General features: G+C 54.0%; 22 protein-coding genes. 10 read left to right on the top strand and 12 right to left on the bottom strand.

Annotation, left to right across the window (positions count from 1 at the left end):
• Window positions 1–128: 128 nt before the first annotated feature.
• The 6 genes from VM94_RS22365 to VM94_RS22390 form a co-directional block, all read right to left on the bottom strand.
• Window positions 129–950, bottom strand: coding sequence for an alpha/beta fold hydrolase (locus VM94_RS22365; protein WP_082127850.1), 822 nt, complete (start codon window positions 948–950; stop codon window positions 129–131).
• A gap of 116 nt (window positions 951–1,066) precedes the next feature.
• Window positions 1,067–1,705, bottom strand: a complete 639-nt coding sequence (locus VM94_RS22370; RefSeq protein ID WP_035825265.1) for a TetR/AcrR family transcriptional regulator — start codon at window positions 1,703–1,705, stop codon at window positions 1,067–1,069.
• Between the two features lie 94 nt (window positions 1,706–1,799).
• Window positions 1,800–2,756, bottom strand: a complete 957-nt coding sequence (locus VM94_RS22375) for a bifunctional helix-turn-helix transcriptional regulator/GNAT family N-acetyltransferase (RefSeq protein ID WP_046685636.1) — start codon at window positions 2,754–2,756, stop codon at window positions 1,800–1,802.
• A gap of 98 nt (window positions 2,757–2,854) precedes the next feature.
• Window positions 2,855–3,280: a hypothetical protein gene (locus tag VM94_RS22380; protein ID WP_235432986.1), complete on the bottom strand. Its 426-nt coding sequence runs from the start codon at window positions 3,278–3,280 to the stop codon at window positions 2,855–2,857.
• Between the two features lie 27 nt (window positions 3,281–3,307).
• Window positions 3,308–3,733 carry a hypothetical protein gene (locus VM94_RS22385; protein WP_046685377.1) on the bottom strand — a complete coding sequence of 142 codons (426 nt, stop codon included), beginning with the start codon at window positions 3,731–3,733 and terminating at the stop codon, window positions 3,308–3,310.
• 66 nt (window positions 3,734–3,799) lie between these two features.
• Window positions 3,800–5,755 (bottom strand): PKD domain-containing protein, encoded by a 1,956-nt coding sequence (locus VM94_RS22390; RefSeq protein WP_138828911.1) that lies wholly within the window; start codon window positions 5,753–5,755, stop codon window positions 3,800–3,802.
• 468 nt (window positions 5,756–6,223) lie between these two features.
• Here VM94_RS22390 and VM94_RS22395 point away from each other — a divergent pair, with 468 nt between their 5' ends.
• Together VM94_RS22395 and VM94_RS27450 are read left to right on the top strand one after the other, a co-directional pair.
• A complete protein-coding gene (locus tag VM94_RS22395; RefSeq protein ID WP_046685378.1) occupies window positions 6,224–6,745 on the top strand; it encodes a DUF1993 domain-containing protein in 522 nt (173 codons plus the stop codon).
• The gene (locus VM94_RS27450; RefSeq protein WP_052755889.1) at window positions 6,729–7,460 is read left to right on the top strand and encodes a DUF1566 domain-containing protein; all 732 of its coding nucleotides are present in this window, start codon (window positions 6,729–6,731) and stop codon (window positions 7,458–7,460) included. Before VM94_RS22395 ends, VM94_RS27450 begins: the two co-directional genes overlap by 17 nt.
• Window positions 7,461–7,485: 25 nt before the next feature.
• Here VM94_RS27450 and VM94_RS22410 read toward each other — a convergent pair whose 3' ends face one another.
• Window positions 7,486–8,202 carry an SDR family oxidoreductase gene (locus VM94_RS22410; protein WP_046685379.1) on the bottom strand — a complete coding sequence of 239 codons (717 nt, stop codon included), beginning with the start codon at window positions 8,200–8,202 and terminating at the stop codon, window positions 7,486–7,488.
• Window positions 8,203–8,354: 152 nt separating this feature from the next.
• Between VM94_RS22410 and VM94_RS22415 the strand changes: the two genes are divergently transcribed.
• Window positions 8,355–9,659: an MFS transporter gene (locus VM94_RS22415; RefSeq protein ID WP_046685380.1), complete on the top strand. Its 1,305-nt coding sequence runs from the start codon at window positions 8,355–8,357 to the stop codon at window positions 9,657–9,659.
• 329 nt (window positions 9,660–9,988) lie between these two features.
• Complete coding sequence (locus tag VM94_RS22420; RefSeq protein WP_034760061.1) at window positions 9,989–11,569, top strand: isocitrate lyase; 1,581 nt, start codon at window positions 9,989–9,991, stop codon at window positions 11,567–11,569.
• Between the two features lie 752 nt (window positions 11,570–12,321).
• Here VM94_RS22420 and VM94_RS22425 read toward each other — a convergent pair.
• Window positions 12,322–13,305, bottom strand: coding sequence for an IS5 family transposase (locus tag VM94_RS22425; protein WP_046685381.1), 984 nt, complete (start codon window positions 13,303–13,305; stop codon window positions 12,322–12,324).
• 167 nt (window positions 13,306–13,472) lie between these two features.
• On the opposite strand from VM94_RS22425, the gene VM94_RS22430 reads away from it, so the two are divergent.
• The 6 genes from VM94_RS22430 to drt3b all read left to right on the top strand — a co-directional run bounded on the left by VM94_RS22430 (window position 13,473) and on the right by drt3b (window position 21,780).
• Window positions 13,473–14,210 (top strand): LemA family protein, encoded by a 738-nt coding sequence (locus VM94_RS22430; RefSeq protein ID WP_046685382.1) that lies wholly within the window; start codon window positions 13,473–13,475, stop codon window positions 14,208–14,210.
• Window positions 14,207–15,940 carry an MAG1210 family protein gene (locus VM94_RS22435; protein ID WP_052755890.1) on the top strand — a complete coding sequence of 578 codons (1,734 nt, stop codon included), beginning with the start codon at window positions 14,207–14,209 and terminating at the stop codon, window positions 15,938–15,940. Before VM94_RS22430 ends, VM94_RS22435 begins: the two co-directional genes overlap by 4 nt.
• Window positions 15,941–16,896: 956 nt before the next feature.
• The gene (locus VM94_RS27935; RefSeq protein WP_138828912.1) at window positions 16,897–17,283 is read left to right on the top strand and encodes a hypothetical protein; all 387 of its coding nucleotides are present in this window, start codon (window positions 16,897–16,899) and stop codon (window positions 17,281–17,283) included.
• Window positions 17,284–18,216: a Kiwa anti-phage protein KwaB-like domain-containing protein gene (locus VM94_RS27940; protein ID WP_082127852.1), complete on the top strand. Its 933-nt coding sequence runs from the start codon at window positions 17,284–17,286 to the stop codon at window positions 18,214–18,216. It abuts the gene before it with no gap.
• 319 nt (window positions 18,217–18,535) lie between these two features.
• Window positions 18,536–19,798, top strand: coding sequence for an antiviral reverse transcriptase Drt3a (gene drt3a / locus VM94_RS27945; RefSeq protein ID WP_082127853.1), 1,263 nt, complete (start codon window positions 18,536–18,538; stop codon window positions 19,796–19,798).
• A complete protein-coding gene (gene drt3b / locus VM94_RS27950) occupies window positions 19,795–21,780 on the top strand; it encodes an antiviral reverse transcriptase Drt3b (protein ID WP_082127854.1) in 1,986 nt (661 codons plus the stop codon). The genes drt3a and drt3b overlap by 4 nt, the downstream gene beginning before the upstream one ends.
• Before the next feature lie 556 nt (window positions 21,781–22,336).
• Here drt3b and VM94_RS22445 read toward each other — a convergent pair.
• From VM94_RS22445 to VM94_RS22460, 4 genes are all read right to left on the bottom strand, one after another.
• Window positions 22,337–22,537 carry a helix-turn-helix transcriptional regulator gene (locus tag VM94_RS22445; protein ID WP_082127876.1) on the bottom strand — a complete coding sequence of 67 codons (201 nt, stop codon included), beginning with the start codon at window positions 22,535–22,537 and terminating at the stop codon, window positions 22,337–22,339.
• Window positions 22,538–22,672: 135 nt separating this feature from the next.
• Complete coding sequence (locus VM94_RS22450; RefSeq protein WP_046685383.1) at window positions 22,673–23,539, bottom strand: phage integrase N-terminal domain-containing protein; 867 nt, start codon at window positions 23,537–23,539, stop codon at window positions 22,673–22,675.
• Window positions 23,540–24,537: 998 nt separating this feature from the next.
• Window positions 24,538–25,176 carry a DUF4102 domain-containing protein gene (locus VM94_RS22455; protein ID WP_160309316.1) on the bottom strand — a complete coding sequence of 213 codons (639 nt, stop codon included), beginning with the start codon at window positions 25,174–25,176 and terminating at the stop codon, window positions 24,538–24,540.
• Window positions 25,169–26,479 carry a tyrosine-type recombinase/integrase gene (locus VM94_RS22460; protein ID WP_046685385.1) on the bottom strand — a complete coding sequence of 437 codons (1,311 nt, stop codon included), beginning with the start codon at window positions 26,477–26,479 and terminating at the stop codon, window positions 25,169–25,171. The genes VM94_RS22455 and VM94_RS22460 overlap by 8 nt, the downstream gene beginning before the upstream one ends.
• Window positions 26,480–26,596 lie beyond the last annotated feature (117 nt).

Here is a 26,596-nt window from a genome sequence, read left to right on the forward strand (position 1 = left end):
TGCCTGCCGCCAGGGAAGACGGCCGGATGCCAGGATCGCAAGACGTAACGGTACCCGCGCGCGCAATGCGAGCACCTGCCCTGCGATGACTGTTTCCCGGCCCTCGGCCCGTGCGGCGAGTGGCCTGTTTATTTTGAATTTATGGTAAGGAAGGACTGCAACAAGGTATTCACACGCTGCGCCTGGTCCAGAGGCGTGGCGTGGCGCGAGTTCGCGATGATCTCGATCTCGCACTGCTGAAACTGTGCGGCAAAGGCCCGCTTGCTGGCGACGGGCGTGTAATCCTGGTCGGCCGCCATGATGAAGACGGGCATGGCCAGGGTCTGGAAGTGAATGTCAATATCCCAGTGGAAAATGGCGTCCAGCGCGGCCAGATAGGCGCGCTTGTCCATGCCCGCCATCTGCGTGGCGAAGCGCTCCACGAGCGCCTGCTGGGCAGGATCGGGAAACAGCTTCTTGCCGATGATCTTGCCCATGGTTTTCAGGCCGAAGGTGGCGATCACGGTGCGGCGCAGCCAGTAGGCAAACAGCAGCGAGGCCGGTTTGCTGCCTTGGAACGGCTGGGAATTGATCAGGCACAAACTGGCCACCCTGCCCGGTGCGCGGTTGGCCATTTCCAGGCCCACCATGCCGCCCAGGGAAAAGCCGACGATGTGCGCGCGCGGCACATCGAGCTGGTCCATCAGGTTGAAAAGGTCGTTGGCGAAGTCGCCGATCTGCCAGTCGCCGTTGGGCGCGGGACTGGCGCCATGGCCGCGCAGGTCAGGCACGATCAGGCGATAGGTGCTGCCGAGGGCGTCGATCTGCGGGCGCCAGTCTTCGGCGCAGGAACCGAGGCCGTGCAACAGAAAAACGGGCTCTGACTGCGCGGGCTCGCCCTGCCCCGTCTCAGTTCCGAGACCCAGGTCGAGGTAATGCAATGGAACATCGGATGTCGTGTGACGCCGCATTCTGTCTCCTTGCTGTTGAACATGCTTTGTGTTCAGGTGCAGGAATATGTTTTCCCGCTGTTGGAAAACATAATACGGAATCCGAATTCCGATTTCAAGTTAAATCGCTAAATAGTTCAAGTCAGGTAATTTAAAGCAACACGCACCAGTTCATCCTCGAGCGCGGCGCCCGACAAAAAGGACAGCGAACCCGTCAGGGTGTGCTGGTTCAGGATGCCCAGCAGCACGGGCGGCACCACCATCATCGCCTGCGTGGGATTCGGGTGGCGGATGCTGGACGACTTGCTGGCCAGCACGGCCACCGTGCGTTGCGAGATCAAATGATTGATCTGGTGCACCCTGTCGCGAAATTGCGCATCCTGCGACGCGCGCGTGATCAAGGCCCGCAAGACGCCGCTGCGCCCGCCATTCACGGCCACGAACATGGCCACCATGGCGCGGATGAACTCTTCCAGGCTGCGCCCTTCCCACTGGCGCAGCTCCGTCAGGGTTTCGACCTTTTCCACCATGTCGGAAAAAAAGCGCTGCAGCAGCAAACGGCTCAAAGTGTCCTTGTCGCCCAGCAGACGGTAAAACGTGCCCACCGACGTTTCCGCCAGTTTCGCCAGGTCGGCCACGCCGATTTCATCGAAACGGTTTTCCGCGAGCAACTGTTCACCGACCTGCAGCAGGCGCTCGAACGCCTGCTTGCTGCGCGCCTGGGTGGGCTCGGGGGGAACGATCATTTGCGGGAAGGGCATCGGAAAGGAAGGCATGCGGCGTCGGCGTCTCTCGATAGTGGAACCGTGGTTCCGTTATGGGTGCGCGTATTGTAACGCGGGAGACGGCCGATGGGTGCGTTCAAGTGTGCTACCTGCCCTGCCACTCCATGTAGACGTCGGCGCGCTGGTAATGGGCGTCGCCGGCCGGCCGCGCCACGTGGGTAAAACCGCTGCTTTCATACAGGCGGATGGCGGGCGCCAGCTTGCTGTTCGACTCCAGGAACAGCAGTCGCGCGCCGGTGGCCTCGAAGGCATCGAAAGCCCGTTCGATCAGTCGGCGCGCGATGCCCAGGCCCTGGCACTCCGGTGTGACGGCCATCTTCGACAGCTCGATACTGCCATCGCCGGCGCGGATCAGAGCGCAGGTACCGACGATCCTGCCATCGAGGCGCGCGAGGAAAATCTGCCCGCCAGCGTCGAGGATCGAGCTTTGCGGATCGGACAGCACCTTGTCATCGAGCGCCTCGACATAGAAATAACGTTCCAGCCATGCGATATTCAGGCGCTTGAAGTCGGCAGCATAGGGCGCCGCGTAATCGATGATCTCCACGGCGGCCCGCTCGCGCTGGCGCCGGCAGGCGGCGATGGTTTCGCCGAAACCTTGCGCCTGCAAGCGCGCTTCGGCCCGGTCCAGGCTGGCCATCAGCTGCGGCGTACCGTGCTCGAACACGGTGTCGACGGCCGCGCGCACGTCGTCCCACAGCGGTGCCATCTCGCGCAGCAAGGCTTGCCCGGCGTCGGACAGCGCCAGCAGGCGGCGGCGTTCATCCTTGGCGTCCGGCATCTCCACCACCATGCCCGCATCGAGCAGCTTGCGTCCCAGCTGCACCACCACCGGATGCGTCTGCCCGATCTGTGCCGCCAGTGCCGTGATCGAAGTGGGGCCGTTGTCGCGCAGCAACAATAACAAAGGGAAACAGCGCGACGTCAGTTCGACGCCGGCCGCCAGATAGCTGGTATCGACGCCGGCATACAGTTGATCGGAAAGACGGCGAAGGCGGCTGGCCAGCATCAGGGAGCCGTAGGTTTGCAAGGTGGAGGACATGTTAGCCAGCATATATGTAAGTAGTTACGTATACTCTAACGCAAACCGCTTTCCCCGGTTAAGAAGAAGTAGCCACCGCACAACAGGCCACGCTGAAGTCAGAACACGCCAGCCTCGCCCGCATCAAACGCTTCCTTCCACAGATGGTAGCCCTCCAGCTCGCTTTCATGAACGGGTTCATGGCCAATCAATGACTGCCCCGCCGCCGCGCCCGGACTGCGATTAGGAGCGTGGCCAATACGGACCGTCCAGCTGCCGTCCAGCGCAGCGGCCTGCGCCTCCTCGGCCGTGTCGAACTCGTATTCGCCGTACGCACAGCCGATGATCAGCAGGTAATCGTCCTCCGTTGCCACGATGTCCTTGCCACCCATGTAAATCGCCTCGCCGCGCCCGACTTCGATCGCATCGATCGTCAATACCTTGGAAACAGAGAGCTTGCCGTCCTCGCCTTGGGAAAGCAGCAGATCTCCTTGTTTGAAAGGAAAAGTTTTATAGTCGGAAGGGAAGAAATTTCCTGCAATCATTTGCATTCCTGTCAATTTATATTTACATTAATCTTCATTGGCCAACGCCGCTTGCAGCCTGGCCCGGAACACGGCCCCGGCCATCTCCCCCAAGCCCGGCCACACCTGCGTCAGCCAGCGCCTGCCCTCCTCGCTCGGCTTCACATACGGCGCGTCGCGCGTGGCGCAGTCCAGGCCGATTGCGATGACCTGCCCCGCATCTTCCAGGCCCCCCGCAATCATGGCGTCGATGGGCAAGGCGATCAGCTCGGCGGTCAAATGCGGACGCAGCAGGCAGGCGGGCGCGATGATGGCGAACGACGCTTCCACATAATTCCAGCAGTTGGTGGGCCAGTGGGCATTTTTCACGTTTTCCAGGAAGACAGCATCACTGAACGTTTCAGGATGGGCTTGCGCCTGTGCATAAAAGGCGGCCAGGGCGACGAGTTGGGGTGGGGAAGTCCAGGTGGGCATGGGAACACAGACAAGAAGGGCTGGCGAATGCGGGACCGAAGCCCCGCGTTCGCCATATTACATCACTTAGTTTGATGTGAAGTCTGCGTTATAAACGAAAGACTGGCCCGTTTCCGCCACAAAGAACTTGTACGTCAGTTTGGCAGTTGCGCCATTCGTCTTGGGCGACACCAGCGAGAAGGTGACGCTGCTGCTGGCAGGAATGACCTGACCCGACACCAAACCGACTATGGCTGGAACGACACGGCCCGTACTATCGACGGCCGTCACATTGGTAATCATGAAGCTCATCCCTGCAGCGGCCACCTTGAATGTATCGACCGTAAAGTTGGGAGCACACGAACCTGAGCACGATTTCTGTACCGTCGCATTGGTGATGTAAGGCAAACCGGCCTTCGTTTCAACCGGACCAGTCCCATTGTCTTGCACTTGGTACAAATTGAGCAGATTCGGCGTCGCCGTCACCGTGACATTATCTTCGCTACTATTCACCGAGCCATCGTTGACGATTAATGTCGCGACATAATCACCGGCCATATCCGCGACAAATGTCGGCTGCGCGGCAGTCAGCGATGACAGCACGGCCGTGCTGCCAGTAGGCTTGCTCTTCAATTGCCATCGATATGTCAAGACATCACGTTCTATATCTCCACTGCCAAGTCCCGTCAAACGCACGGTCGTTCCCGGAGAGACAACCTGGTCTATGCCCGCATTGGACATCGGCGGCGCATTGTTCAAGCCGGCAGTGGCAATAATGGTGGCGGTCGATGGTGCACTGTCGACCGTACCGTCATTGACGACAAGGCTGACGACATAGGTTCCCGGTACATTCGCCCAAAAGCTGCTGACTGCCTGGCTGCGGTCCCATGCGCCAGGAAATGGTTGCAACATGCTATTTGCAGGCACGGAGATGAAGGTCCACTTATAACTGAGATTGTCGCCGTCCGCATCCGAACTTCCCCTGCCATCGAGGGTCACGATATCCGCGCCGGCCCTTACATGCAGATTCACGCCGGCATTCGCCACCGGGGCGGCATTCGTGGACGTCGCCGTTATCGTGACGTTCATTGGATTGCTCGTTACCTTTCCATCGTCCACACGCAAGGTGGCGACATACGTACCAGCCCTGTCCGCGATAAATGAGGGCTTCACCAGAGTGGTGGACGACAGCGTGGCAGTACTCATGGGCGGACGGGAAGTCAAGGTCCAGTAGTATGTCAGGGTATCGCCATTCGCATCGGAACTTGCGCTGCCGTCGAGAATGACGGTACTCCCTTTGAGGACGTTCTGCACCACGCCCGCATTCGCCACTGGTGGGGCATTGGCGGCAACCGCCGTCGTCGTCACGAAAGCTGGCACACTAGCGACCTTGCCGTCGTTGACCACCAGGCTCGCCTCGTACGCACCAGGCACATCCGCACGCAGGAACGGGCGAGCCGAGTTAACGTCCGCCAGCTGCGCAATACTGCCGGCCGGTTTTGATACCAGGGTCCATTGATAAGTCAGGCTATCGCCATTCGCATCGCTGCTTTCGCTACCGTCCAACATGATGCCCATGTTCACAACGACGGTCATTGCAAGGCCTGCGTGAGCGACCGGCGGGGCATTGGCTACCGACACGGTAATCGTGACCGAAGACAGCTCGCTACTGATCTTGCCATCGCTGACCTGCAAGGTGGCTACGTAAGTGCCAGCCACATCAGCGGTGAAAGTCGGTTTCACGGCGGATAAGGAATCCAAGACGGCGGCGCTGGAGACGGGTTTGGAGCTCATGACCCATTTGTAGGTCAAGGCATCGCCATTGGCGTCGGAACTGGTACTCGCGTCCAGGGTCACGACGCTGCCAACCACCACACTCTGGGCTGGCCCAGCTTGCGCGACTGGCTGCGTATTAACCACGGTAACTGGGGGAGTAACGGGTGGCGTCACTGCGCCGCCATTGTCCGCCGTGTCATTACTCCCGCCACCACAGGCCGACAAAGCAGCAAAAACCAGCGCACAAAATAAAATTCTACTATTCACGTGATATTCCGATCAGGTTAATGACATTTCACTCGACCCGAATTATTCACGATAACTAAAAAATATGATAGGCAACAACTGATTTGAACAGCAGAAAAATATTCTAATTCCAGTGCCGTTTTTCATTCGCCATTCCAGGCAAGGAAAAACAACCGCTTTGAAACCATCGGCCAACTTTAAATTGTAACGATGAGTCAACGCTGGCAGCCAAATTGATAAATGCGAGAAAAATAATGATTCTTTTTCGTCGAAAGAAATTTTTCATCATTATAAATTACAGACGACACAAGTCATAATGACAGCCACATCGCAATTATTCATTCCACGCTCCCCCATTTGAACGCTGGAAAGCGGACCTTTTAAATCTAGGCGCCTGAGCCCATGGCCGCATGCTAAGCTTCGCGCCGTTTTATGCAAGATCCCGCGCGCCTTTCTACTCTTTGTCAGCATAACTGCTTGAGGAACTCCATGTCGGTCTACGCCATTACCATCCCCTGCTTTGCACAGATGCTGCGCTCCCTGACGACGCTATTAGCAAAAGGCGAAGAGCGCGCCCAGGCACTGGGTTTCGATCCGCAAAACCTGCTCGACGCGCGCCTGGCGCCCGACATGCACACCTTGGCGCGCCAAGTGGAATTCACGTGCACCCAGGCGCAGGAAGCCGTGTGCCGGCTGACGCGGCAAGCGCTGCCCCAGCTTGCCACGCCCGCCAACATGCGAGAAGCCAAAGCGCTGATCGAAGATACCCTGGCGATACTCGCCTCGGCGGACCGTGCAGACATCGACGCTGGCGCAGAGCGGCAAGTGTCGATCACCCTGGCCGGCGGCTTGACCTTCGACATGACGGGCCAGGAATACGCGGTGAACTGGGCCACGCCGCAATTCTATTTTCATCTGGTGACGGCCTACAACATCCTGCGCCATAACGGCGTGCCACTTGGCAAGGCCGAGTATGTACAACATATGTTTGCCTATGCACGCCCGGCATAAGACCGAGGGCGCCATCGCGGGCGAGCGCTATGCCGGCGTCATGCCTGGCCACGATGGCGGCGCCAGCTCCCAGCTGTTCCTGCTGCCCGGCGAAGCGGACGCCCTGTCCTGGCAAGCCGCACTCGACTGGGCCGCGGCGCGCGGCGCCTGTCTGCCGACGCGCAGCGAACTGGCCTTGCTGCACGCAAACTTGCCCCACGCCTTCCCGGATGCATGGTACTGGTCGTCGGAAGCGGACGCCATCCTGCCCCGCATGGCCTGGAGCCACGATTTCGATAACGGCACCCAGTACAACTTTCGCAAGACCTATTCAGGCCGCGCCTGCGCCGTGCGCCAGGTCGACGTGGCGCCATCGGCCGCTGCGCCCATTCCCCTGCAGCAGGGCGAACGCTATGCCGGGCTGATTCTTGGCACGGATCGCGCGCCCGATTACCACTTGCTGCTGCAGCCAGGCGAGTTCGAACTGGAATGTCAGACGTGGCAAGCCGCATCGGCCTGGGCTGCCAGCCTCGGCCACAGCCTGCCGGATCGGCGCGAGCAGACCTTGCTGTACGCGACATTGAAAGATGCGTTCCGCCCCAACTGGTACTGGTCGTGCGAGCCGGGCGACATCGAAGATGAAGCGTGGTGCAAGGATTTTGACACGGGCGTCAGCTACCAGAATGCGCGCGAGTTTGACGGCTATGCGCGCTGCGTGCGCCGGGTGTTTGCCTGAAGTCTACGACGCAGACGCGTAAAACCTAAAAGCGCTCGTCGCGCAGCGCCGGCATCACCAGTTCGCGCACGAACGAAGCATTTGACAGGCTCAGCAGCATGCGCACGACGGCGACAACGTCATGCACAGGGATCAGCTCGCCTTCGCCCCGCGCGGCGGCCTCCGCCAGCGGCACGGACAAGCCATCGTAGGTATTCAGGTAACCCAGCTGCAGCGCCGTCACGGCCAGCCCCTGTTCGCGGAAACCTTCGCGCAAGGCGTCGGCGATGCCGTTCAGCGCGAATTTCGACGCGCTGAACGTCACTTCCGGACGGCCGCTCTGGCGCAGGCCGGACGTGGACCCCGTGAGTATCAGATGCGGCTTGCTGCTGGTCAGCAAACGGGGCACCAGACGCTTGAGCAGCAATATCGTCGCCGTAATGTTGGTATTGACCATATCGACGATGGCATCGTCCGCATCGCCGAGGAAAGCATAGTCATCGCTGAAGGCCTTTTCTTCCCACACGCCCAGGTTGTAGATCACGGCGTCCAGCGCGGCGGGCGCTTCGTGCGCGATGCATTCGACGGCTTCCGCAGGTGCGGCCAGGTCCGCCGCAATCCATTGCAGCTGCGTGCCCTGGCCGGCGGGCAAGTCGGCGGGTTGCTGGCGCGATACGCCGATGACGGCATGGCCGTCCGCGAGCAAACCGTCGACCAGTGCGCGTCCCAGGCCCCGGCTGGCGCCCACGATCATGATGTTCATGCAGTATCCTTTCCAATGAAGCCAACGCTGATGATAGCGACGTTGTATTAAGCACAGCTGAGGCTGCTCCCCCTACGCGCCGCGTTTACTCATGCGGCGGAAATGCGTATGCTAGCTCTGGCAATCTCCGATAACACACAAGAACGAGACACATGCCTACTTCCAACACCGCCGCAATCAACGCCGCAAGCCGCCCCCTCACCAAACAAGACTACAAAACCCTGTCGCTGGCCGCCTTGGGCGGCGCGCTGGAATTCTACGACTTCATCATCTTCGTCTTCTTTGCCAACGCCATCGGCCAGCTTTTCTTCCCGCCGGAAATGCCGGAATGGCTGCGCTTGCTGCAAACCTTCGGCATCTTTGCCGCCGGCTACGTCGTGCGTCCGCTGGGCGGCATTGTCATGGCCCACTTCGGCGACTTGCTCGGCCGCAAGCGCATGTTTACTCTCTCCATCCTGATGATGGCCGTGCCGACATTGCTGATCGGCCTGCTGCCCACCTACGCCACCATCGGCCTGGCCGCCCCGCTCCTGCTGCTGTTGATGCGCATCTTCCAGGGCGCGGCCGTCGGTGGTGAAGTGCCGGGCGCCTGGGTGTTTGTGTCCGAACACGTGCCGAGCCGTTTCACGGGCTTTGCCTGCGGCGTGCTGACGGCGGGCCTGACGGTCGGCATCTTGCTCGGTTCGCTCGTCGCGACGGGCCTGAACACCGTCTACACGCCTGCGGAAATCACCGATGGCGCCTGGCGCTATCCATTCCTGCTGGGCGGCATCTTCGGCTTCGGCGCCATGTATCTGCGCCGCTGGCTGCATGAAACGCCCGTGTTTGCGGAAATGCAGCAGCGCAAGGCCCTGGCCACGGAAATGCCCTTGAAATCCGTGCTGCGCAGCCACCGAGGCGCCGTCGTCGTGTCCATGCTGCTGACGTGGATGCTGTCGGCCGGCATCGTCGTCGTCATCCTCATGACGCCTGCCCTGCTGCAAAAGATCCACCACATCGCGCCGCGCACCACCCTGGTCGCCAATACCGTGGCAACGCTGTGCCTGGCTTTCGGCTGCATCATCGCCGGCATGCTGGCTGACCGCCTGGGCGGCAAGCGCGTGATCTTCGTCGGTTCCGTGCTGCTGGCCATTTCCACATATATCTTCTACACCACCGTCGGCAGCCGCCCCGACCTGCTGCTGCCCCTGTACGCGATGACGGGCCTGTTCGTCGGCGTCGTCGGCGCCGTACCCTACGTGCTGGTGCAAGCGTTCCCGGCCCAGGTGCGCTTCTCCGGGCTGTCGTTTTCCTATAACTTGTCGTATGCGATTTTCGGCGGCCTGACGCCCGTGGTCGTGACCCTGATGTTGAAGAACAACGTGCTCGGTCCCGCCTATTACGTGATCGGCGTGTGCGTGGTTGGCATGCTGACGGCGCTGTTCATTAAGGATCAGCGGCAGACAGTAGGCCGTTAAATCAGCCACCTGCCGGCCAAGCCACCTTCGGGTGGCTTTTTTTCGTCCCGATTTGTCGCGCTGCACCAAAATCTGAAAAGGCGTTTCACATCGCGGGATTTCCGACAGCGGACTCATCCAGAAACTCTCTCACTTTTTGAAAATTCATTTCACATCATGAAAAATATTAATTAATACCATTAAAAACAAATACTTAATTTAAGTTATATGTCTTATATAAGACTTGAACATCGACACGGATAAGCCTACTATTTAGTCATGCAGTTCGCATCGACACAGCGGCGCACTCGACGATTTTCTCAAACTTAGTTTTTCTTTAGGAGATACACATGTCCCAATATCAAGACGACATCAAGGCTGTTGCCGGTTTGAAAGACCAACAAGGTAGCGCCTGGAACGCCATCAATCCCGAGTCCGCCGCCCGCATGCGCGCCCAGAACAAATTCAAGACGGGCCTGGACATCGCCAAGTACACGGCGAAGATCATGCGCAACGACATGGCCGCCTACGATGCGGACCCATCCAAGTACACCCAGTCGCTCGGCTGCTGGCATGGTTTCATCGGTCAACAGAAGATGATCTCGATCAAGAAGCACTTCAACAGCACCGACCGCCGCTACCTCTACCTGTCCGGCTGGATGGTCGCCGCGCTGCGCTCCGAGTTCGGCCCGCTGCCAGACCAGTCGATGCATGAAAAAACCGCCGTCACCAGCTTGATCCGCGAGCTGTACACCTTCCTGCGCCAAGCCGATGCCCGCGAACTGGGCGGCCTGTTCCGCCAGCTGGACGCTGCACAAGGTGCTGAGAAGCAAGCCATCCAGGCCAAGATCGACGGCCACGTCACCCACGTCGTACCCATCATCGCCGACATCGACGCCGGTTTCGGCAATGCCGAAGCAACCTATTTGCTGGCAAAACAGTTCATTGAAGCGGGCGCCTGCTGCATCCAGATCGAAAACCAGGTGTCCGACGAGAAACAATGTGGGCACCAGGACGGTAAAGTCACGGTGCCGCACGAAGACTTCCTGGCCAAGATCCGCGCCATCCGCTACGCCTTCCTGGAACTGGGCGTGGACGACGGCATCATCGTCGCCCGCACCGATTCGCTGGGCGCCGGCCTGACCAAGCAGATCGCCGTCACCAATGAACCAGGCGACCTGGGCGACCAATACAACTCCTTCCTCGACTGCGAAGAAGTGTCGGCCGACGCGCTGGGCAATGGCGACGTCATCATCAAGCGCGAAGGCAAGCTGCTGCGTCCTAAACGCCTGCCGAGCAACCTGTTCCAGTTCCGCGCCGGTTCCGGCGAAGAGCGTTGCGTGCTCGACTGCATCACCTCCTTGCAAAACGGCGCCGACCTGCTGTGGATCGAAACGGAAAAACCGCATATCGCGCAAATCGGCGGCATGGTCAGCGAAATCCGCAAGGTCATCCCGAACGCCAAGCTGGTGTACAACAACAGCCCGTCGTTCAACTGGACCCTGAACTTCCGCCAGCAAATCTTCGACGGCATGAAAGCGGCAGGCAAGGACGTGTCCGCCTACGACCGCGCCCAGCTGATGAGCGTGGAATACGACCAGACGGAACTGGCGATCGCCGCCGACGAGAAGATCCGCACCTTCCAGGCCGACTCGGCCCGCGAAGCCGGCATCTTCCACCACCTGATCACCCTGCCGACCTATCACACGGCAGCCTTGTCGACCGACAACCTGGCCAAGGAATACTTCGGCGACCAGGGCATGCTGGGCTACGTGGCCGGCGTGCAGCGCAAGGAAATCCGCCAGGGCATCGCCTGCGTGAAACATCAAAACATGTCCGGCTCGGACATCGGCGACGATCACAAGGATTACTTCAGCGGCGAAGCGGCGCTGAAGGCGGCTGGTAAAGACAACACCATGAACCAGTTCTGAGATTTTGGCTTGGCTGTAAAGTGAAAAACCCGCTTCGGCGGGTTTTTTTTCGTTAACCGAACGGCAATCCCGCTTGCTGATGGATGTTAATGCTTGATAGGCATACCGCGAATCGATAGCGCCGATGCTAACGGCAATCGATATCGTTCTACCCGGCCGTGCTGCCATTCCTGTCATTAAATTCGTAAAAATTAATTAATACTGTCGTTTATCCAGCTCGACAATGTTACTTCACCGCTGCATTGCCGCCCCTTCCTGCATTTCCTCTATTTGCCGATGGCAAAGCCTTAAAAAATTCTCGATCATTTATTTCTCCGCAAGGTCTGGTCTGGCGCAGCCGAAGATACGGTGGAGGGCGGGCATTGCCTGCCGGCCCAGAAGGAGTTTATTGGGACGCCATGGCCGGCTGGAAGCGGGTCTCCCTTATCCAGTGCCCGCCTCCCTGCTGCCGGGTTTATGCAAGCGGCTGGCTGAAAATTGGCCGCACCGGAAAGTATCGAGGATTTTCCCCGAAACTTTATGTGAAATATCGGCTTGACCGCCCTTGATAGGGTCTCATCCTTCAAGATATGATGACAAAAAAATTAATTTTGGGAAATATTACACAATACACCGACATTTCGCTCCCGCACTTAAGGAAGCGCTGATCAATTCGGTTTTCTGGCGAGGCTGGCGCGCCAAATGCTCGACCGGTGAGCCGTCCAAGCCCGTTTTTCTTTCAATTTGACGCGATGTTGCGCGTCTTTCTGCAATCAAGACGGACTACGGGATTCAGTGATCGTAAAGCGCCGTCCAGCCAGCACCAGATTGGCAAAGGCGAACAAGGTAAAAATCTGTGCAGTGTTCTTGGCCAAGCCGCGATAGCGCGTCTTGCGATGACGGAACAGGTTCTTGATGACATGAAACGGATGCTCGACTTTTGCCCGCACGCTGGCTTTCAGATGCTCCAACTTTTCCGTCAGGCGCCCCAGTTTGTTATTGGGCAGCGCCTTGCGTTTGGAGCGCTTCATGGCCACGTGCCATGTCACCGATTTGCCGATGTTTTCGGGCCGCTTTTCCACGCCCTGATAGCCGGCGTCGCCGAGCGCGGCGGTCTCGTCGCCATGCAGCAGCGCGTGCGCCTGGGTCACATCGGCGACATTGCCGGCCGTGCCGATGACCGTATGCACCAGGCCAGAAGCGGCATCGACGCCGACGTGGGCCTTCATGCCAAAGTGCCAGTCGTTGCCTTTCTTCGACTGGTGCATTTCCGGATCACGTTTGCCGTCCTTGTTCTTGGTCGACGGCGGCGCGGCGATCAGCGTGGCGTCGACGATGGTGCCTTCGCGCATCATCAAGCCTTTCTCGGCCAAGTGCCCGTTGATCGTGTCGAAGATCTGGCGCGTCAGCCCGTTGGCCTCAAGCAGGTGGCGGAACTTCAGCAAGGTCGTCGCGTCCGGCGCCGATTCGCGGCCCAGGTCGATGCCGACGAAAGCACGAATGGACTGGCTGTCATAGATCGCGTCTTCGATACCGTCGTCCGACAAGCCAAAGCATTGCTGGGCTACGTACATGCGCAGCATGCGCGCCAGTCCAATCGGTGGCCGGCCGGCACCTTCGACCTTCGGATAGAACGGCTCGACGGCTTTATGCAGCTTGCCCCACGGCGTTACGCTGTCGATCTCGGCCAGGAATCGGTCGCGCCGCGTCAGTTTCTTCTTGGCAGCATATTCAAGGTCAGAAAAGCTCTTTTGCATGGTCGATGGCGGACGGTGGCGATACCGTTATTGTCTCAGGTCGGACCACAGCAGGGAACGGTGCCAGATGAATAAATCAGTGCTTCCTTAAAAAGCGAAAGCGAAATATTTTGCAACCGAGCGAGAGACGCTCAATAAGAAACACTCAATACAAAGGATTTTCAAGCATGGCAAATGATTTGGACGAAGTAACTGGCCCGATAAATGAGCAGGGGCGCGACATCAACGTCATCAGCAAGCAGATTTCCGTCCAAGTCGGCACCGGGTCGCTAATATTTGAAATCGCCCTGTGGACCGTCCTTCCGCTGATCGGAGGCTTGGCGCTGCTGACCGGTGCGTTGCCGCAAACGTACAGCTTGGCACTCCTGGTGCTGGGGGCACTGCCAGGCCTGGTCTTTCTGTTCATGAAGATCTCCGCCCTGGCGTATCTGCGCAAGCTGCAGCAGAAAATCCAGGCCGATGCTTCACAGATCGACAATTACCTGGAACAGCGCGTCGTCGTCCTGAACAACGTGGTTGGCCTGGTCGCAAAAGCGATCGACCTCGACAAGGACGTGATGAAGTCGGTAGCGGCTTACCGGAGCGGACAAAACCCCGATGCCGAACGCAATCAGGCATCCCAGAAAATCGACGGGATTTTTTCCCGCATCAGCCTGGCGTGCGAAGCCTATCCGGATCTGAAGGCACAAGCCGTCATCGCCGATGCCATGCGCCAGAACAGTTATCTGCAAAAGGAAGTGACCGCCGCGCGCACGCTGTATAACGATACCGTCGGCATGTGGAACCAGGACGTCTTTGCCTGGCCGACCAAGCAGATCGTTGCGGCGCGGCAAGGTTATACCACGCGCATTCCTTTCACTGCCTCCGCCGAAACCAAGGCTGCCGCCCGGAGCGTCTTCTTTTGATCAACGACGTCCATGAACCATTGGAGCAGTATTCTTTCCACTTCAAAAATGCTCACGCCAGCAATACGTCGGACTTTTTCGAAGACCTCGTGCACCAGTCCGGCGTGGACGAGAACGCCAACATCACGACGGTGCAGGAACTACGCGTGCTCGAAAAGCAGGCCGCGGGCGCCAGTTCCAGCAACAAATGGTGGCGTATCCTGCGCGGCGCCAGCATCGTGGCCGCGCTACTGGCGGCACTCTATATCTACGCCTATCACGCATGGCCATGGCTCATGGTCCCGGCGATTGCGCTTGCCGCTGCGATTCATACGCTCAACCGCATCATCAACGATTCCGACGCGCAGTTAAAGCGGCTGCAGGAAGCCTGCGACGAAAAGCGTGCCGTGGCCTGGGGCCAGATGGTGCCGCTGAACCGCCTGTACGACTGGGATATCGTGGCGAAGCTGATGCAACAAACAGTGCCTCGCATCGCATTCGACCCGTATTTCAGCAACGGCCGCATGGAAGAGCTGCGCAACAGCTTTGGCTGGTATGGCAATCTTGGTGAGAACCACTCGATCGAGTTCTCGCACAGCGGCGTACTGAACGGCAACCCGTTCATTCTCGCACGCACCTTGTCACACTCGATGGGCAGCAAGACATACAACGGCTCGCTGGCTATCAGCTGGACGGAACAGTACCGCAATTCGCAAGGCAAATCGGAAACCAGAACCCGCCACGAAACTCTGCGGGCATCGATCGAGCGTCCGATGCCCGAGTACGAAAACCAGACGTTTATCGTCTACGGCAACGAAGCGGCGCCGGATCTCGTGTTCAGCCGCCACCCGTCAAAACTCTCCGGCCTGGAAGACGGCTTCCTCGACAAATGGCGGAAGAATCGCGCCATCAAGAAGCTGGAAGAAAAGTCCCGCGATGTCGACGAGGGGCATACTTTTACGGTGATGGCCAACCGCGAATTCGACGCCTTGTTCGATGCCACGGACCGCAACCATGAAGTACAGTTCCGGCTGTTGTTCACGCCACTGGCGCAACAGGAAATGCTCAAGCTGCTCAAGGATAGTCAAACAGGTTTTGGCGACACCTTCGTATTCGAAAAAACCCGCATGATCAACGTCCTGGAATCGGCACACATGCGTGCTACCGATATCAGCGGCGCCCCGGAGAAATTTCTTGCCTACGAACTCGCCCAGGCGCGCATGTTTTTCAACGCCTATCACAACGATTTCTTCAAGTCGTTCTACTTCGGGATCGCCCCGCTGCTTGCCATCCCCTTGTACCAACAGCATCGACCGCACTCGGACATCTATAAAGACACGTATTCGCACAAACCCTGTTTCTGGGAGCATGAAGCGATTGCCAATTACCACGGCGAGGCGATGTTCAAGCATCCCGAGTGCGTCACGCGAAGTATCCTGAAGACATCCATGCAACAGGAGGCCGACGGATCGCAGAAAGTGCATGTAACGGCCAGCGGCTTCCGCAGCATCGCGCGAACCCACTACGTCTCGGTGAGAGGCGGAGATGGCCGCTCCCATCAAGTTCCAGTGCATTGGGACGAGTACTTCGAGGTCGAGAATAGCGCCAACATGCTGGTAAAGGAAACGGCTTCGCCAGGCAACACTGCTGCGGATGAAGTCGCGTTACCACCGGCGTTTTCACAGCGTGGCATCGATGCCGAGAAGACAGTGCTTCGCCGCTCGATTGTTTCGGCGGTTTTGGCTGGTTAGGGCAGCTTCGCGGATTACAGTGGCAGAAGTTGGCCGCTTTAGTATGCAATCATAAAGCTGTGTGCCGGCATAGACGCGGGTCAGGTCCACCATTTGGACACGAACTGTTGCACTAGGCGCCGTAAAAGCATGCTCATTCATAAAGCTGATTAGAACCACGAACGCGCGCCACAGGCGCGCGGGGCTGCCGCGCAGCGGTAGCAGTTGGTCGATTCGGAAAGGGCCGGTAGGCCCGATCCTTCGAATCTCCCGCGCAGAGCGCGCAGGGTGAAGCAGGAAATTCGCAGGGCATCGCCCTGCGCCTGCGGAACGAAGTGCTTCTCTCCGCGTACAGATGAAAAAAAGCTACCCGAGGGTAGCTTTATGTTTTTTGAGAGGGGGATTCAAATCCTAGCCCGGAACCCGTATATATTCCGGATTTTGGCAATTTGAAATTTCAACATAACCCAAAACATACCCCTTCTGGCAATATACGTTAGCCGCTCGGGAATCTTCGTCAGTGTTTTTAAAGCATTCCTACCTCCTTACTTACCTGCTGCGACGGCACTCCAGGGCGATGCAGGCCAAACAGCTTCTAATATATGAGAGTAAATGCTACTCATTTCCTGTCCTCTGAAGGCACATCCCAGCGCTCACGATACGCCTAACTCACCACAACTGTACTGTTCGTGATAATTTGTGATTTTTCTAGTCATTAGGACATGCTAATATGCAACATCCGAGTGTCTTCGATAATACTTAGGTCCGCCATGCAGCCACGGCTTTACGTCGCAATTTTTGTCTATCTCGGATCATATCTCCCATTGAGTCTTATTCTTCTGGTCCAGGAATACGATTTCGATGCGCCAAGTCTCCCGTTTTGCAAAATATGGCAGAACGCCTCATCCTGCTACATACCATTCAGCAACAGCAAAGCCGCTCTTTCTTTCGTAATCCTTTGTTTTTCTGCATTCCTCGTGACTTTATTCATCCTAATGACGATTAAAGGCAGCAATAAAATAAAGATTATTGAAAGCAAACACATTCCTGCCGATTTAATTAATTACGTTTTCCCTTACGTAGTCTCATTTATGAGTCTAGATTATAAGGGAACTGGAAAAATGATTGGTTTTTTAATATTTTTAATCTGGATGTTTTTGGTCACTTACAAATCGGGCCAACTCATGTTAAATCCACTTCTTATAATATTTGGCTGGCGTTTGTACGAAATAAAGTATCAATACTTAGGTGGCACCAATATTCACTCTGGACGAGCTCTTTCAGATGACGAACTACAACCCAATGTCACCTACAGCAAAAACGATATTCAAGACATATTAACTATAAAACAAAGGAGTGTATAGATGCCGACTGCTCTTGAAACCCTTCTCGCATTCGATGTCGAAAATTCCGAGATCATATTATGGACGTTCAAAAAGACGTTGTACACTGGTGTAGATGCACCGGTCTACACCGGTCATTGGGTTGAGATAAGCGAAAATCTAAAAGACGCTATTCGAGATGCACTTGTATACGAAATAGTTCGTATAACAGAGGTGTTGGAGTATGGGATACTTGCTCAAAACAACGAAGGAAGCGCCCTTTCAATTGAGGCAGATGAAACGTATGCCGGATTGATTTTGGAGAAAATTGGCGATGAAGTGCTCAACAAAAAAATAAAAAATTTAAAGGAAATAAATAATTCTGCTTTTTATGTGTTGAAGGTTGTTGCGCCAGATCGCACAAAATTTTATGCAGCGAGAAAAACGGACGACTCTTGGCATTCAAGAAAAAGCAATGGTACGATATCTGCCCTCTTTGGTGATGATAGTCTTGATATAAATTATCAAAGAAATTTCAATATTTCTAATCACGTAGATTTTTTCATCGTAGAGGACAAGTTAATTATTTCAGGAAAAGCAAATTTCGAATCTGTTCTCAGCTATAAGCAAGCTCATCTTGAAGATTTTACTGCGTTAACCCAGCAAGTTGATTTTTCAAATATTTTTTCCAATGTGGCGCCGGTTGTCGAATATGTTGGAAAAAATAAAATCAGACTCAGACGTGCCCTAGCCATACACCAAAAAGGACATTATAAGGATCCAGCTTTCATGGGTCACTTGCGCATTAACTACACCGATTATGGTTTAGCACTACAATTCGATCAAAATCTTAAATTAGTCGTTACGGAAATAAATTGCCGCGACGTATTTACAGCCTTACTTGACCACAGATTAAAATCACCGTTTTCGCAAAATGTTTATGACGTCCAAGATACAAACAACGTGGTTATTTAGTCAGGACGCGATGTGTTTTATTTTCAGGTGGAGTAGCTTTCATTGGCTATGACAATTCCACTAATAGAAAGGTATTTATAAAATACCTGATCGGTTATCGTGGAGAGCCTGAACTTGCGAAGTTCCTTATGGAAAAAGATGCGCTTGAGCACTTTTAAACATTTCGCGGCACGAAGGTTGCGCCAAATTTGCTACATTTCGAATGTATTTCCAGAATACTACACATCGTAAAACAAGCATCGTAAAAGCTTACGTGTACAAGAAAAAAACAATATCCTTCCAAAAAAGATCTTTTTAATAATAACGTTAAGAGTGAAAAATGATTGAGTATGCTTTCACGAGAAGAAATCTAACGTCAACGATCCTGTATAAGGATATAGCATCAAATATTAACCTTGAAGACAAGCAACATCGAAGATGCTTGGGTGAGAAAGCCATGTCGAAAATCGCAGACGACACGATTTTTAACTCACCGTTAAAGAAAATTCTTGTAGCTGGAAAATCCGCGTATCGATTCGGGGAACTTGAGTCAGAATTAGTATGCCGATTGATTTCAAAGAACATTCGAGCAAATTATCGAATTCGGCCAGAAAATCGCCACTCCATAATAAATAATACATTAACCTTCCTAAAAGAAGGATCACCCTACAACCTTTACAGATTTGATGTGCAAAATTTTTTCGAAGAAATTTCTACAAAAGACATAATAAAAAAGCTTTTAAATGATGGAAAATGTCCACGTCACACTATCGTTCTACTGAATAATTTCTTTAATTCCTTAGACGCACAAACTATTTCTGGGCTACCACGGGGCATCGGACTCAGTTCCACGCTTGCTGAGTTTGTCCTTTTAGAATTTGATAGTTTTTTTAAGACGCGACCGGAAATTTTCTATTTTGCGCGTTTCGTAGACGATATTCTTATTATTACATCACCGAGTCAGACCTCATCAAACTTAAATACCCTAGTAGATCAAAAACTAGCCCCCCTAAAAGCGCATAAAATTGGAAAAAAATCAGCGGCAATTCATATTGGAAAAATTAGTACCGATAGCAAAGATCAAGAAAATTTTGATTACCTAGGCTACAAATTCAAAGTATATGGAAAACCCTCATCTACGGACAAGGTTATGGGTACTATGCGTAGAAAAATTGATGTGGAAATTTCACCAACAAAAATACTAAAGATTAAAAATCGAATAATTGATTCATTTATTGAATACATTAAAAACCCTCCAACCGCGAAAAACTACGACCTCCTCATCAATCGAATAAAGACATTAACCGGAAACTATTACATCACGGATGCAACAACCGGTATTCCGATAAAAACAGGAATCTTCTTTAACTACGCAGCCAAGAATTCTTTCGAATCATGCAGTCTTAGCAATTTAGACGCTTTTCTGCGTGGCTTGCTTTATTCGAAACGACATAAACTTTCTTTACGAATAAGCAGTCATCTCAAGCCAGCTCAGGTTAGCCAACTGATTGGATTAACATTCTCGAGAGGTTTTCATAAACGAATTTTTCATTCGTTCACTCATCCGCAACTGCGCGAAATTAAAGAAGGTTGGAAAAGATGAAAAGAACCCGCCGTAGGGTCGAGAAGGAAGATTTCAGCAGAATATTGCTTACTGAGACCTCCACATATGATGCACCTATAATTTTCTCAAATCTCGGATTTTACTGGCATTGGAAAAAGCATAGCGAAGGCAAAAGCTTTTTTCCAAAATTAATGGAAACCTTATTCTCAAATCCAAACTTATCGAATTACACCATTCCTTATACCTATAAGGTTCGGAAAAACTCAGACAGTTTTCGGTTAGTTTCGTTAATTCATCCGCGCAGTCAGTTGCCTTTCATTCATTTTTACCAATCATTTGACAGTCAAATTCTCCTTGCTTGCGAAAAAAGCCGTTTCAGCATTCGCTACCCAGAGAAAATTGGTAGCAAATATTACGTAAAAAACCAGGATGAAAATAGAGACAAGTATAAGAATCGTGCTACGTCAAATGTCGAATTCGAATCAAGAAGCAAACATCTGAGTTCATATTTTTCTTATCGAACACATACACGGCTTCACAATTTCTTCGATTCAATTGACTTCCTCAAACTGGAAAAACAATTCAACGTTTTCTGGACTCTTGATGTCGCTAGGTGCTTTGACAGCATTTATACCCACTCAATAACTTGGGCGATTAAAAATAAACCATTCTCAAAAATTCACAGAAGTGTAAACAATAGCTTTGGTTCTATTTTTGACAGGCTTATGCAAAGCACAAATTATAATGAAACCGCTGGCATCGTAATTGGCTCTGAGGTTAGCCGACTTTTTGCAGAAGTAATATTTCAACAAATCGACAAGAATATTTTCGACAATCTCTTAGAATTAAAACTTGTCAACGAAAAACATTACACGATCAGACGTTATGTGGACGATATATTTATTTTTTCGACTTCTGAAGAAAATGCAAAAATAGTCCAAACTGTAGTTATCGATTGCCTAAATGAGTACAAACTTAGCATAAATTCCAATAAGACAACAAAAACAACTAGGCCATTCATAACAGAGCAGTCAAAAGCTATAAGGTTAGTAAAAAATAGCTTCACTCGTTTTCTGGATCAAATACTTGAATATGATTCAATCGATGGAAAAAATCGTCGCGTCCCTAAATCTATATATAACAGAAAACGTCTACTAGTAGCTTTCATGCAAGAGGTTAAACTGGCGTGCTTCGATTCGCTAGTAAGTTACTCCCTAGTATCTGGATATTTAGTTTCAGCATTTTCAAATCTACTAATTGAATTTATTGAAAAAAATAAGGACATGTGTCCTATAGGGAAAGAAAGGTCAAAATTCATCACATTCATTTTCACCATTATTGAAATCATATATACACTTTACACTGTCAATCCAGGTCAAAATGGATCAATTAAAATTGCAATAATTATCGACTTAACCTCGAAGTACTTTGATTCACATATTCCAGATGAGTCAAATGCCATCCGAAGTCTTCTATATACACTTTCAAACGATTTTTTTGATAGCGCTGCCTTTAGCGAGACTTCTAAAGATGACAACAATGTTGCAACCATAGAGACTCTTAATATCCTCTCTGCAGTCAGAACACTTGGAAGTAACTTTCTTTTATCTAAGGAAGTTTTAGAACGAATTGTAGTTTTTTCCGATGATAGAAAAGCGACTTATTTTGAAATAGTGGCACTCTTATTTTACATTCGCGATGATAAGGAAGGCTCTTATTTCTCCCTATCAAAGAAAATCAAGTGCTCAATAAATTCAATGTTAGACGACCTTACCGACTTAAAAGAAAACTCGGAGAAAATATATTTGCTTTTAGATATTTTAGCCTGCCCCTATCTTGATAGTGTTTTCCGGAAAAAGATCGCACGTCGTTTATACAAAATAGTTGAAGCTAAAGAGCCTACCGATGTTGAAGCAATTGCTTTTGCTGAAGCCCTTTCTCGCTTTCCTTGGTTCACATCGTGGGATAGCGCAGCGATGATTAATTCTCTTGAAAAGAAAACTTTACTTAAGAGCTACTAATGATGTAATATTAAGTTGCAAGATACACCGGTGATTTTACATTTCAGCTTATCGAAATGGCTAATTGATAGTTGAAGAGGTGCTTTAAGATCTCCACGTTGTCAATATCGCCGTATAGCTATGCTTTGTGGTTAGGCGGTGGCAAAAAATAGAGTTGGTAGCTAAATTTTGCACACACTATATTTGCTGGGTATCTTGCACTACATAGTAATGTCTATGATTGCTCCCGTTCATCCTGAGAAGACGCGAATAATTTCCATAGAGATAACTCTCTAAATATTCGCTTTGCTGTGCAATTTTTCGTACACCATTTCCGCTTATACCTACCGATTCATTAGCTATCATCAAGAAGGTCGCCAGGGTCAGGTCCGCCATTCGGACACAGACTGATGCATTGGATGCCGTAAAAGCATGCTCAGTCGATACCTAATTAGAACCACGAACGTGCGGGGCTGCCACGTAGCGCCAGCAGTTGGACGATTCGGAGAAGGCCGATAGGCCCGCCCCGTGACGTCTTACGAGGTGGGGCGCTCCTATCCAGCCACTAAACTCCCACTCAAGCGACTCCACGCCTAGCGTCAATACAGCGCTGTTGCCATTGAGCGATCTCCTCTGCATCCCAAGCGATGGACTTGGGGCCGATGTGAATAGGCGCTGGCAACACACCTGCCTTCACCTTGCGCCAGATTGTGGCGCGGGACCAGCCGGTGGCCTCGATGACCGCAGGCAAGCGGAGGAATTTTTTGGTCGTTGTCATAAGATTCTCCTTCGATTGATGAACAGCAAACAATGGAGAGTCATGCAGCCTCTCCGCGATAGTTCCGGCAGCGCCAGGGCTGCCCCCTTGCATATCTTCTGTTCCATGAACTTCGGACCTGATACAGGCGGGCCGTCATCTGCCCAGATAGATGGACGTAACCTGCTCACGCCCATGCCCCATCTCCGCCGAAATCTTCAGTCGCGCGGCGTGATCTACCAATTTTTGTGAAGCATCCAGTTGTTTGGACGTCGCGCCGCCACAAGCTGGACAAGGTCGGCCAGTCAACTCGGCATAGCGCCGCTGCGCATACTCATGGCGCAGACCATGCACGCCATGGATGCCAGCCTTGTCGCACTGCGCCCGAAAGCGGTTCAACTGGTCCCGATACCGCAACTGCGCCGGAATCAAGCTGCCTTTTCCCGACAGCGCCTTGGCCGCTTCCAGCACGGCGCGCTGCTGCATGGTCGCAATCGGCACCTCCCGGTATTTGCCACCCTTGGTCCAGCTATCCTGCAGCCGCAGGATGTTCCCGCCATCGGCCCATCCCGGCTTGATCTTGATGCTTTCCTCGCGCCGCAAACCAAACGCCGCCTGCAACTGCAGGGACATGCGCGTATACGGATCATTCACGCGGGCCAGCGTGTCGGCGTCCAGCACCTTCGCCTTCGAGACGTTGGTGACAAACACCCGCTCCGCGATGCCATATTCGCCGTTGGTGCGCGCAATGATGTTCTCCTTGCCGATCTTCTCGGCCCACCAGCGCAAGGCGCTCATGCGATTCTTGATCGTGCCGGTACTGACACCATCCTGCTTCCACTTGTCTAGCAGCGCCGCCACATGCTTCGGTTTCAGACTGTCCACGCTCATATGCTGGAAGCCCCGTTCCGCCAGGTCGTTAGCGCACAGGTTTAATAGGCGCTCGCGGTCAGCCTGCGTCGCAAAGCTGCCATCCCGGTTGCGGTGACACAGTTGCTTGAGCTGGTAGTTCAAGTCGCGCATGGCAAAGTCATCCCTTCGATCTTGGGTTTGCACGTCGATGTTGCGTGGTGTAATCCTGTCTGGTAAGTGTTTCTGGCCACCCTCACTGCCTCGGCAGAAAAGGTTGAATCAAGGGCCTCGGGACACCACTCCCGTGTATGCGGTTGCTGTTACTGCCTGCCCGCGCCGCATGCGCGTGTGGCACCGCTGCGCGCTCCCGGGGGAAGCTGCCGCAGCGGGGACCAATCACCCAGGGTCCATGGAGTGCACATCGTGCACGGATCAACTTCTACTAATCAGCCCGTAGCGGGCAAAGGACATCGCAGGGCTTGCCTGCGATGCGGGGCGCCTGGCCCCGTCACTGAACAACATCACGCGGTGGAATTCCGCTTGCCGCCTGGGCCTATGCCGTTGGCGGCGCGTCGTCACTGGCAGCACGCCGCCAGTAACGACGCGCGCACGTAGCCATGGCATGTGACGGCATACATGCCAGCATCGCACTCACGGTGACGATACTGGCGACTCTGAAGCACACGCGCTGGCGGCAGCCGCGATGGCATCGCATCGCAGGCATTTCTGCTAACGGTGCGGCTTGCGGCAAAGCCATGCTGTGCTTCATACGGTGCGCTACCTCGCGGGGCATGCGAACCAATCGGGGCAGGAGTCTTGCTCCTGTTTGAAGAAGCGCCCACCGGGCGCAATCATCCAGGCAATCCGTCTTGCGGACTGTGGGATATGTAGACGCTGAAGGCAGCGCTTTATCGTGCCGAGATGTGCATGCTTCTGCATGGCCCGGCGATATATCTAGCAGAAACTGCTATGTATCATGGTGGCGGGTGACGACCGCAACGCCTATGCCGCTAAGCATAGGGACATGCTCGATGCATGCCCTCGTGGGAGCGATTCCCACATAAGAGAGCTTCATTCTATGCCTGATATCGACGTTTGCAAGTGGTTCGTTTCGTCAAGTGCGCTTTTCGTACTACGCAGAATTGGGACCCGGTCAAAGACTCCGATAGCTACTGCATGTTGTCGCCCTGGCGACGTACCCGCCTCCTTGACTCCTTCATCGCACTAACCAATTGGTCCATGCTCATACCGTTACGTAAATAACTGGCAGCGAGCGCCGTCGCGACACCCTCCAGCTGACGGGAGACGACCTGCAAACCAGCCTGTTCAATTTGCCGAATGGCTGCTTGCTGGATACTGTGCTGTGCTTCACTGATGGAAATGCGCTGCAATGCCGGAAATAAGGCGGTTTCGAGGTGACGGATAGCGAGCAGGGTCGCCCGCCGAATACTGGTCTGCACATGGCCCCACTCCGGCTCATCGAATATTTCGTCGATTGGAATAGGCTTTGGCAGTGGATGCAATTTTTCTCGATTGAATTCTGTGTGCGGGTCCTGCTGCTGCTCCAGCAGCTGATGCGCTGCAAGCCTGTGTTCTCTCGCTTTGGCAATGGAAACTTCAGGGTACCGGCCAAAAGTCAGAACGCTTTCGCCACCGCTTTGCTGGAGATACTTCATGCGCCAGACCTTGCTGCCGCTGGGCTGCACTGCGATGTACAGACCAGCCCCATCGAATAGTTTATATATTTTGTCCTTCGGAGCAGCTTGCTTGATAAGCTCATCCGTGAGGCGCAATACATACTTAGACATGGTGCCCTCCTGTTCCGCCATCCCGGCTGAATTCGCCACTGACCAGCGTTAATCTTGGCGTCTGCGGCGGCGCTCCCTTGCCGCTGACGGCATCGATATAGTCGGCCCAATCCTGCATCATCCGGCGCCGCTCCGCCAGGAACTGGGCGCGGTCATAGGCGCTGGCCACCTTATCCTTCGGTGCATGTGCCAGCTGCCGGTCCACGACTTCATGCCGGTAGCCCAGGCGCTCCTTGATGGTGCTCATGGCCAGCGCCCGGAAGCCATGGCCGGTCATCTTGCCCTTGTATCCCATGCGTCCAAGCGCCACCAGTATCGTGTTATTGCTGATCGGCTTTTCGTGGTCGCGCTGATTCGGGAACAGGTACTTGCTGCGGCCCGTGATCGCGTGCAGTTCGCGCAGCAGCTCCAGCGCCTGGCGCGACAGGCATACGTGATGGTTGGTCATATCCGGATTGACGGTCAGCTTGCCGCGCTTCATGCGCTGCCATGGAATGATCCACTCGCCGCGCTCCAGGTCAATTTCACTCCAGGGCGTTTCAATCAACTCGCTGGTACGCACAAAGCACAGCAGCATCAGCCGCAGCGCAATGCGGGTCGGCGCGAACATACGTGCTTCGTTGCGGTCCAGAATGGCCAGGAACTGCGGTAGCTCGTCGGCGTTGATGGCGGCGAAGTGTCCGGCGCGGACGGTCTTCAGCACATCCTTCATATCGGTGACCAGATTGCGCTCTGTGAATCCGCACTGAATCGCGTAGCTGAAAATTGACGCACATACCGCTCTCTGGCGATGGGCGACCTCGCTTGCGCCGCGCTCCTCGATCTTGCGCAGTGCGGCGATCACATCGAGGTGCTTGAGTTCATCGATGGGCTTGCGGCCAATGGCAGGAAAGATATCTGCCTCCAGCCGTTGCAGGACGTTCTTGGCGGTGCGCTCGCTCCAGGTCGGAACCCTGTTGGCATGCCACTCGCGGGCGATTTTTTCAAAAGTATTGGCGGCGCGCTCTTTCAACAGTCGTTTGGCGTCGTCGCGATGCTTGGCCGGGTCGATCCCTTGCAGCATCAGGCGCCGCGCTGCCAAGCGCTTTTCACGCGCATCCTGCAACGTAATTTCCGGATAAGGACCAAACGTCAGTGCGTTCTCCTTACCGTTGGCCTGGCGAAACTTCCAGCGCCAGATGCGAGACCCGCTCGGCATGACTTCTACGAACAGGCCGCCGCCGTCGGATAACTTGTATGGTTTATCCTTTGGTTTGGCGTTTTTGACCTGAAGTTCGGACAGCGGTACGATGAGCTTTGCCATGGTGGCCTCCTTCGCAAATGCGTCTGAAACCACTATAGGACAGTTATGCGGGAATGGTAGTCAAGGATGGGGGAATCCGGCCCGGCGCTTTCCCTCAAAAAAGTTAGACGTACTGAA

This window comes from Janthinobacterium sp. KBS0711 (assembly GCF_000988085.1).
In the GTDB taxonomy this organism is placed as follows: Bacteria; Pseudomonadota; Gammaproteobacteria; order Burkholderiales; family Burkholderiaceae_D; genus Janthinobacterium; species Janthinobacterium lividum_E.

Coding starts and splice junctions, on each gene's coding strand:
- VM94_RS22365 (WP_082127850.1), bottom strand. CDS start 950: ATGCGGCGTCACACGACATCCGATGTTCCATTGCATTACCTCGACCTG.
- VM94_RS22370 (WP_035825265.1), bottom strand. CDS start 1,705: ATGCCTTCCTTTCCGATGCCCTTCCCGCAAATGATCGTTCCCCCCGAG.
- VM94_RS22375 (WP_046685636.1), bottom strand. CDS start 2,756: ATGTCCTCCACCTTGCAAACCTACGGCTCCCTGATGCTGGCCAGCCGC.
- VM94_RS22380 (WP_235432986.1), bottom strand. CDS start 3,280: ATGATTGCAGGAAATTTCTTCCCTTCCGACTATAAAACTTTTCCTTTC.
- VM94_RS22385 (WP_046685377.1), bottom strand. CDS start 3,733: ATGCCCACCTGGACTTCCCCACCCCAACTCGTCGCCCTGGCCGCCTTT.
- VM94_RS22395 (WP_046685378.1), top strand. CDS start 6,224: ATGTCGGTCTACGCCATTACCATCCCCTGCTTTGCACAGATGCTGCGC.
- VM94_RS27450 (WP_052755889.1), top strand. CDS start 6,729: ATGCACGCCCGGCATAAGACCGAGGGCGCCATCGCGGGCGAGCGCTAT.
- VM94_RS22410 (WP_046685379.1), bottom strand. CDS start 8,202: ATGAACATCATGATCGTGGGCGCCAGCCGGGGCCTGGGACGCGCACTG.
- VM94_RS22415 (WP_046685380.1), top strand. CDS start 8,355: ATGCCTACTTCCAACACCGCCGCAATCAACGCCGCAAGCCGCCCCCTC.
- VM94_RS22420 (WP_034760061.1), top strand. CDS start 9,989: ATGTCCCAATATCAAGACGACATCAAGGCTGTTGCCGGTTTGAAAGAC.
- VM94_RS22425 (WP_046685381.1), bottom strand. CDS start 13,305: ATGCAAAAGAGCTTTTCTGACCTTGAATATGCTGCCAAGAAGAAACTG.
- VM94_RS22430 (WP_046685382.1), top strand. CDS start 13,473: ATGGCAAATGATTTGGACGAAGTAACTGGCCCGATAAATGAGCAGGGG.
- VM94_RS27940 (WP_082127852.1), top strand. CDS start 17,284: ATGCCGACTGCTCTTGAAACCCTTCTCGCATTCGATGTCGAAAATTCC.
- drt3a (WP_082127853.1), top strand. CDS start 18,536: ATGATTGAGTATGCTTTCACGAGAAGAAATCTAACGTCAACGATCCTG.
- drt3b (WP_082127854.1), top strand. CDS start 19,795: ATGAAAAGAACCCGCCGTAGGGTCGAGAAGGAAGATTTCAGCAGAATA.
- VM94_RS22445 (WP_082127876.1), bottom strand. CDS start 22,537: ATGACAACGACCAAAAAATTCCTCCGCTTGCCTGCGGTCATCGAGGCC.
- VM94_RS22450 (WP_046685383.1), bottom strand. CDS start 23,539: ATGCGCGACTTGAACTACCAGCTCAAGCAACTGTGTCACCGCAACCGG.
- VM94_RS22455 (WP_160309316.1), bottom strand. CDS start 25,176: ATGTCTAAGTATGTATTGCGCCTCACGGATGAGCTTATCAAGCAAGCT.
- VM94_RS22460 (WP_046685385.1), bottom strand. CDS start 26,479: ATGGCAAAGCTCATCGTACCGCTGTCCGAACTTCAGGTCAAAAACGCC.